Source organism: Blastocatellia bacterium (assembly GCA_035573895.1).
Taxonomy (GTDB): Bacteria; Acidobacteriota; Blastocatellia; order HR10; family HR10; genus DATLZR01.
Genome location: DATLZR010000083.1, coordinates 47,501 through 54,463, shown reverse-complemented (window position 1 = coordinate 54,463; position 6,963 = coordinate 47,501). Strand labels below are relative to the sequence as shown.

Sequence of the window (6,963 nt, the reverse complement as noted above, 5' to 3'; positions counted from 1 at the left end):
CCTTCGATAGCTCCGTCCGCAAATCCCACCATACGCGATTGAGGCCGGCTTGCTTGGTGCCCTGAAGCGTGCGCACGAGCTGCCCCCTGGCGTCGAGAATGCGGATGGTCACATCCCCGCTCGGCACCGACTTCAAATAGTAGTTGATTGAAGCTCCATAGGGTGGATTCTGACCCGCCGTCGGATCGTTGGACATCATCATCGGTGGAGTGATCGGATGGAAGCGATAAGCCGGCCGAGGAGCGAACAGATGCGCCTCCGCCGCGAGAACCTGCGGCGTCAGTTGCTGCAACGGCGTGATGTCGTCCAGAATCCAGAAGCCGCGCCCGTAGGTCGCCACCACGAGATCATTGAAATGCTCCTGCACCACCAGCCAGTAAACCGGCGCATGAGGAAGATTCATCTGCAACGGCTGCCAGTTTTCGCCATCATCGAATGAGACGTAGAGCGCGTTTTCCGTGCCCAGGTAGAGTAAACCCGGTCGAACCGGGTCTTCCCGAATGCAGTGAGCATAGCTCAACGGACTCCTGGGAATTCCGTTGGTGATGAGTTTCCACGTCTTCCCGTAGTCGGTCGTCTTATAGACGTAGGGGTCGCGATTGTTGACCTGGTGAAAATCTACGGTGATGTAGGCCTTGCCGGCCTGATGGCGCGAGGGCTCGATGTTGCTCACCGTTCCCCAGGGGGGAAGGTTGGGGATGTTGGCCGTGACGTTGGTCCAGGTGCGACCGCCGTCCCGGGTGATGTGCACGAGACCATCATTGGTTCCGGCCCAAATGACTCCCTTTTCCCGCGGCGATTCGGCGATGGCGAAGACGACCGGAGCGTACTCCACGCCGATGTTGTCGGGAGTGAGGCCGCCGGAGATTTGTTGTCGGCTCTTGTCGTTGCTCGTCAGGTCGGGACTGATCACCTGCCAGCTCTGTCCCCCGTCGGTCGTGCGATGCACGTACTGGCTGCCGACGTAGACCGTGTTATGATCGTGCGGCGAGATCGTCAGGGGGAACGTCCAAACGAAGCGATACTTCAGCTCGGCCGCCGGCCAACCAATGGTGCTATCGGGCCAGACCTCAACGTTGCGGGCCTGTCGGGTTCGCTCATCGTAGCGGACGACGATGCCGCCCACGCTCCCTGAACCCGAGGCGCTCGACCAGATGATATTGGGATCCACCGGATCGGGCGTGGCCCAGCCGCTCTCGCCGCCTCCGACCGAGTGCCATTCGCCACGGGGAATAATGCCAGGGCTGCCGCCAAATCCCATCAGGCGACTGTTGCTCGGCCCTCGCGTTGACGGCCCATCCTGGCGATTGCCGTAGACATAGTACGGGATCTGGTTGTCCACCGTGACGTGATACATCTGCGCGATGGGAAGCTGAATGCGCTGCCACGTGCGGCCTCGCGTCGTCGAAAGCGAGACGCCACCATCATTGGCTACGGCCATGCGGTTGGGATTTTTCGGATCAATCCACATCTCGTGATTGTCACCACCGGGACTGGATCCGGGAGGCACCGGATTTATCGTCTGGCCACCATCAAACGAAACGGAGAACGCGGCGGTGAGGAAATAGACTTCGTTCTCGTTGTCGGGAGCCACGGCCAGATGCGAGTAGTAGTGAGCGCGCCCGTTGACATAGTGATCATAGCTCACCACGCGCCAGGTCTCCCCACCGTCGTCCGAGCGCCAGAGCGTGCCCCGGTCCGTCTCTTTGCCTTTCCAAGGGACGCCATCGCCCGTCTCGATGATGGCGTAGACCCGGTTGGAATTGGACGGTGCGACGGCCACGGCGATTTTGCCGACCTCGCGCGTGGGCAGTCCACGACCCGTCAGGCGCTTCCAGGTCACGCCGCCATCCCGGCTCATGTAAAGGCCGCTGCCCGGCCCGCCGCTTTCCCGTCCCCAGGTGTGGATTTCCAATTGCCACATGCCGGCGAAAAGAATCCGGGGATTGTTCGGGTCCATGGCAATGTCGGAGCAGCCGGTGTTCTCGTCAACGAACAGAGTCCTCTCCCAGGTCTTGCCTCCATCGGTCGTGCGAAAGACGCCACGTTCGGGCTGTGGTCCGTAAGCATGGCCCAGGGCGCAGGCCAGAACAATGTCGGGATTCTGTGGATCAATGACGATGCGTCCGATGCGGCCCGTCTTCTCAAGGCCCATGTGCATCCACGTCTTCCCGGCGTCGAGCGATTTGTAAATACCGTTGCCGATGGAGATGTGACTGCGAATGCAATCCTCGCCGGTTCCCGCCCACACGATGTTCGGATCCGACGGTGCGACAGCCAGCGAGCCAATGGAGGATACGGGCTGATCATCGAAGATCGGCTGCCAGGTTACGCCTCCATCGGTTGTCTTCCAGATGCCGCCCGATGCGGCTCCGGCATAATAGATATTCGGCTGCCCCGGCACGCCGACGATGCTCGTGACGCGGTTGCCCACCGGTCCGATGTACCGATACCGGAGCGCCTCAAAACTGATGGGAACTTGCTGACCCCATACCGGAATCAGCATCTTCGCCGTCATTGCAAAAACGACGATGAAAGAAGCCACATGTGATTTGTATTTGCCCCTCATAGTCCTCCTCCGAAAATCTCCGGGAGCGCACGCCTCCGGGGGCTCCGTGGAACTGAGCGCCAGGCCCGTTGGAAACGGGCGCTTCCAGATGTTTATCGTCCTGGGATCACGCCACTGCATCAGAGACAACTCCCTTGAAAATCCTCCCCATCGGATAAAAGGTTCCAGCGGATCAAATATCCTTTGGCACTTTTTATCCGTTGGCGAGCCTCATTTTCAAGGGTTCTGGGTGAAAGTCTGGGACCCCCCATGAGCGACTCCCATGAAAATTATCTTCCACCGGATGAAAGGTTCCAACGGATCAACCATCCGTTGGTACTTTTTATCCGTTGGCGAACCCATTTTCACCCTTCGTGGCGTGCGTGAGCACATGAGCAATTTCTCCGAAAAATATGGTTTGTGTGGCGCAAGCTTTCGCGCTTGCGCAAGCGTCTCAGGCTCGAAAGTCTTCGCTGCCTCTTGAGCATGCATCAGGGCAGTGCTCCGCGATCAATCTTGAGGATCGTCTGGAGCAGGACGTTCGCCCCGTTGGCGATGTCCTCGGGCCGACTGTACTCCCTGGGCGAGTGGCTGATGCCGCCCACGCTGGGGACGAAGATCATCCCGACGGGGGCGATGCGGGCGATCTCCTGGGCATCATGGCCTGCCCCGCTGGGCATGAACATGTAGCTCAGGCCCAGCTCGCGCGCGGATTCGGCGATGAGCCGGCGCACGCGCTCGTCGGTCATCGCCGGGATCGAATTGGCCGGGATCGGATCGAATCGAATGGTCACGCCAAATCGCCCTTCGATGGCCCGCGCCTCCTGCTGAATCTTTTCAAACAGCGAGGCCACTTTCTCGCGCGAGAGGTCGCGCAATTCGAGGCTCATCACCACGCGACCGGGGATGACGTTGGGAGCGCCCGGTTCAGCCGCGATGCGCCCGACCGTCCCCACCTGTTGTCCGGGCACGCTCGTGACGATGCGATTCACAGCGATGATGAGGTGAGCCGCCGCAAGCAGCGCATCCCGCCGCCGGTCCATCGGCGTCGTCCCGGCGTGATTGGCGAACCCTTCAACGGTCACGTTCCACCAGTTGATCCCGACGATCCCCTCGACCACGCCGATTTGAACCTTCTCCGCCTCCAGTCGCGCCCCTTGCTCGATGTGGAGTTCGAGATAGGCTTTGATCTCGCCCTTGCGCCGCCGGGCTTCCGCGAGGCGATCGGGATCGCCGCCGATGTACCGGATGCCTTCGCGCACGGTTTTGCCGCTGTGACTGATGACGTCGAGCGTCTCCGGCGTCAGCTCGCCGATCATGGCCCGACTGCCCACGAGCCCTCCTTCTTCGTCGGCGAAGACGACCACTTCCAGCGGATGCCGCGTGATCACCCCGTTTTCTTTGAGCACCTGAACGCATTCGATGGCGCCGATGACGCCGACATCTCCATCGTAATTCCCCCCGCGCGGAACCGAATCAATGTGCGATCCGAAGAGGATGACCGGAAGCGACGGATCGCTCCCGTCGCGTCGCCCGATGATGTTGCCCGCCGGATCAATCCGCACCGTCAGACCGGCCTCGCGCATGAGCGAGATGATGTACTGGCGACCCTGAACGTCAGCGTCGCTGAAGGCGACGCGGCTGACGCCGCCTTCGGGATTTTTGCCGAATTGCGCGAGCGCCATCAGCCGCTCCTCAATCCGCCGCCCGTTCACTCGCAGCGGACGCTCGCTCGATTGAGAGAAGCCGTCAGGCTCCGATCCCGAAACAATCACACCGACGCCCAGCAGCAGAAAGAGTAACGTCCTCATGACCCACCTCCTCTCGCCGTCGCTTTGCCTCAAGGCGCAAGCGATGGATCGTATGTGACGACAAGCTCCAGAAATTTTGAGACCTCGATCATATCCTTGCCGACCATGCCTATTGTGCGTGATCCAATCCCCCGATAATCGGCATGACGCTTTCCCCAAGAGGCAGGAGGATAGCGAGTTGCTCGCCGGAGCCATCGCGCATGGTATCGCGATAGCTGCATTGAATGTGCTTCATTTGCTCGCGTATCGAGCCTGAACATTCTTTTCGCACGAGAGCTATTTATTGGGGCGATTCGACCTGCTCTGAGATTCAGCCGCATGGTACTCTCTCACCCCGTCGTTCAGGAGAATCGGAAGACTAGGGGCTGAAGTCAACCATAACGGTGCGCTTGTCGTAATCAATCTCCAGTCGCTGTCCTCGGAACACCTGTGTTCCGATGAGCACCTCAGCCCCCGGACTGAGAAGAATCTCCACCAGCATGGCCTGTCCCATCCAGTGGATCTTCCCCAAAGCCACATCAAAAGTCACGCGTTGTCCGCCCGCCACGTCGTAGGTCTCAGAGGCTACTACGGGGAGGGTCGAACTATATGGGTGGGTGCGGGGCAATACGAGAAAACCGCTGAAGCCTGTGTCAATGACGGCCTCAATCAGCCCCGAGCCGATGATTTCTACTTCAATGACGGCTTCATCATCCGCGTTGACGTATCCGCGAATCATGCCCGCACCGCCCGATCTTCCCTACCGTCGGATGTCCGATACGAATCACATGAAAAACCTTGTCGGGATGTTTCTGGCGCGCCTTCAAAATAGCCTCAAGCGAGGTCTTGCCAAGGAAGTAGTCGCCTGAGTCAGGCTCGATGGCCACGAACTCTCCTTTGTGCGTCGGCTCCAGCTTATCGCGAAGGAACTGCCGATAAATCGCTTCTCCGCGCTGGGCGCGGGCTTCCGTTGGCGATGGACTTTTCATGCTCGTGATCGTCTCCCGTGTCGTCACCACGTCTCTCGCATCAGGTTGTCCATAGTAGCCCCAATCCGATAGGAGATTCAAGCGCCCTGGTGGCTCCAATGATGACTGACCCCGTGTAATTTCCCTCGCGTTGCCGAATCAAAAGTGGAACGGGTTCGAGTGACACAGCCAAGAGTAGCGGGAGTCCCGGTTAGGTCGAGGCGAAAATTACGGCGCAGTCCTCGTCATGACCGATCCTCCCTTCGCCGTCGCTTTGCCTCAAGGCGCAAGCGATGGATCGTATGTGACGACGAACTCCAGAAATTTTGAGACCTCGATCATATCCTTGCCGACCATGCGTATTGTGCGCGACCCGATCCGCTCAACGATCGGGAGGTAGCTCAGGATCTCCGCCGGGCGATAGTTCTTGAATTGAATCTCCAGCGTCACCGGCGTCCTCACACGGTAAGGTTTGAACTCTTTGATTCGGCCGATAGCAGCCCGCACCTTCTGGCGGATCACCTCGGTAGCCGCCTCCGGCGTCAGCGTCCGGGCCGAATGAAATCCGTAGTTCCATTTGACGACCGCCGTTTCGATATTTCCGAGCACAGTGGCGGCTTCGCCGACGGCGGCATCATCGCCGGAGATCATGATGACCGGGACATTGAAATGACCGGCGATGGCGGCATTGATCACCGCCTCGGACACCGAAACCCCGTTGAGGCGAACATCAGCAAACCGGGCGCTGGAGATCGTGTGCGCGCGAACCCCCTGGGGATTGGCGGCGCTGGCGTGATAGCCGATGAAAATGGCTCCGTCGAAGGTCTCATCAATCCCTTGCATCATCATGAGCGGTCGAGGCCAGGCGCGAACAACAGTGACATCTTTGGGTAGTTTCTCGATGAGCAGGTTCTGCCCGTTGCCGTGAGAATCGCTCACGACGATGTCGGTCGCTCCGGCCTGTCGCGCCGCTTCGATGGCCGCATTGACTTCGGCGGTCATGAACTCGCGGAATCGCTGGTACTCAAACCCGTTCGGTCCCAACTGCTCGTCGGTCACAACGCCCGCGATCCCTTCCATATCCGCCGAAATGTAAATCTTCAATCGCTGTTGGGCATTGCAGGGCATGGTCCCGCCGAGCAGAAGCAGGATAAACATTCCCACACCGACCTGTCGTCTCATTAGCTCCTCCTTACGAAAACTCCTGCCAACGGATGAAAGGTTCCAACAGATGCAGTTGGCGTTTTTCATCCATTGGAAGACCTCATTTTTCAACCCTCGGTGGCGTGCGAAGCACATGGACGAGTCCTCGGAAAAGAGCTCGCGAAACGCGCGGACTGATGCGAAAACCCCGAGGACGGATAAAAGATTCTCACGAATCACCCGTCCGCTGGCATTTTTCATTCGCTGGTGACTCTCCTTCGCATAGATATCGTTCGGTCTTCTTCTCGCGCCCTATCACGACTCGGATCCCCCTGAATCTCACTCATGCGGCGCGTATTCTAGGAGATGCGACGGCGGCTGTCCACCGGCTGAATTGTCCGGAGGTCAATTCCGTTTCTGGAATTTCGGATGACCCCATCGGGGGTATCCGGTAGATGGATCAGCGTGGGGATAGTTCTTGATCTCGACCGGGCGTTTTGCGTCGTGTGACAAC

7 protein-coding genes are annotated in these 6,963 nt (G+C 59.2%); 1 reads left to right on the top strand and 6 read right to left on the bottom strand.

Translation table 11 applies throughout. From position 1 onward, the window contains the following. The coding region (locus VNM72_08490; GenBank protein HXF05439.1) for a sialidase at positions 1 to 2,569 on the bottom strand (2,569 nt) is incomplete at its 3' end. 262 nt (positions 2,570 to 2,831) lie between these two features. On the opposite strand from VNM72_08490, the gene VNM72_08485 reads away from it, so the two are divergent. Then, positions 2,832 to 3,032 carry a hypothetical protein gene (locus VNM72_08485; GenBank protein ID HXF05438.1) on the top strand — a complete coding sequence of 67 codons (201 nt, stop codon included), beginning with the start codon at positions 2,832 to 2,834 and terminating at the stop codon, positions 3,030 to 3,032. A gap of 7 nt (positions 3,033 to 3,039) precedes the next feature. Here VNM72_08485 and VNM72_08480 read toward each other — a convergent pair whose 3' ends face one another. From VNM72_08480 to VNM72_08460, 5 genes are all read right to left on the bottom strand, one after another. Beyond that, positions 3,040 to 4,359 carry a M20 family metallo-hydrolase gene (locus tag VNM72_08480; GenBank protein ID HXF05437.1) on the bottom strand — a complete coding sequence of 440 codons (1,320 nt, stop codon included), beginning with the start codon at positions 4,357 to 4,359 and terminating at the stop codon, positions 3,040 to 3,042. Between the two features lie 109 nt (positions 4,360 to 4,468). Next, positions 4,469 to 4,594: a hypothetical protein gene (locus VNM72_08475; GenBank protein ID HXF05436.1), complete on the bottom strand. Its 126-nt coding sequence runs from the start codon at positions 4,592 to 4,594 to the stop codon at positions 4,469 to 4,471. A gap of 123 nt (positions 4,595 to 4,717) precedes the next feature. Continuing rightward, positions 4,718 to 5,077: a hypothetical protein gene (locus VNM72_08470; protein HXF05435.1), complete on the bottom strand. Its 360-nt coding sequence runs from the start codon at positions 5,075 to 5,077 to the stop codon at positions 4,718 to 4,720. Further along, positions 5,049 to 5,327, bottom strand: coding sequence for a hypothetical protein (locus VNM72_08465; protein HXF05434.1), 279 nt, complete (start codon positions 5,325 to 5,327; stop codon positions 5,049 to 5,051). The genes VNM72_08470 and VNM72_08465 overlap by 29 nt, the downstream gene beginning before the upstream one ends. A 258-nt stretch (positions 5,328 to 5,585) precedes the next feature. Further along, a complete protein-coding gene (locus VNM72_08460) occupies positions 5,586 to 6,488 on the bottom strand; it encodes a M55 family metallopeptidase (GenBank protein ID HXF05433.1) in 903 nt (300 codons plus the stop codon). Positions 6,489 to 6,963: the final 475 nt, after the last annotated feature.